At 46.2% G+C, this 803-nt stretch carries 1 protein-coding gene; it reads right to left on the bottom strand.

The genetic code is table 11. The features are described from left to right. A partial coding sequence (locus tag R2Q85_RS24555) for a Gfo/Idh/MocA family protein (RefSeq protein WP_316814451.1) occupies positions 1-803 on the bottom strand: 803 nt, incomplete at both ends.

The raw sequence follows: 803 nt of genomic DNA, 5'->3' as shown, positions 1-803 counted from the left end.
CCATTTTTGTAATTCAATTTTGCATTGGGATGTCCCGGAGACATGCCTTCTACATAGGAAGCAAGGCCTTTCGCTTTTGAACTGAAAGAGACCAGATTCGTAAACCGGTTACCATGGTTAATGTTTGCATAATGCATGATCGGACCGGCCCCATGTGTGGGGTATAAATCCCCATCCTGGTCAATATTGAACTGCGTTCTCCATTGTGCTTCACTCAAAGCTTTCGGCCCGTACTCCACGCCCCCTCCGTAATATTTTTTCCCGTCGTTAAACAAAACATTTCTCAGGTCATGCTGGTACCCTCCCTCCAGGTGTACAAGCTCACCGAACAAACCTTGCCTTACCATGTTTAGTGCCGCCATAACATCCCTTCTGTAACACACGTTTTCTAAGGTCATATATGGCATCCCTGTTTTTTCAGAAGTGTTCACAATATCCCAATGATCTTCCACAGTTAGACCCGCAATGACCTCACAGCCCACATATTTCCCTGCTTTCATTGCGTTTACGGCCTGTTCTTTATGGAATTGCCATGGTGTGGCGATAATTACGGCATCGATATCTTTACGGTCCAAAAGCTTTTTATAGGCGTCTGTTCCACCGGTATATTCTGTTGCGGCCGGCCTTCCTTTTTTGCTCAGAAAGGCCCTGCAAATGCTTAATGAGCTTTCCTGCGTATCGCAGATCGCAACAATCTCCACATCATCCCGAAGCGCTCCTTCGGATATATGACTCATTCCCCTGGCACCAACGCCTATATAACCTAAGCGTACTTTTCCTGTTTCTGAGGCAAAAAGACTTCC

The organism is Pedobacter heparinus (assembly GCF_032678725.1).
GTDB classification, from domain to species: Bacteria; Bacteroidota; Bacteroidia; order Sphingobacteriales; family Sphingobacteriaceae; genus Pedobacter; species Pedobacter heparinus_A.
The sequence above is the reverse complement of the archived record's forward strand: the minus strand, read 5'-3'. Positions and strand labels throughout refer to the sequence as shown.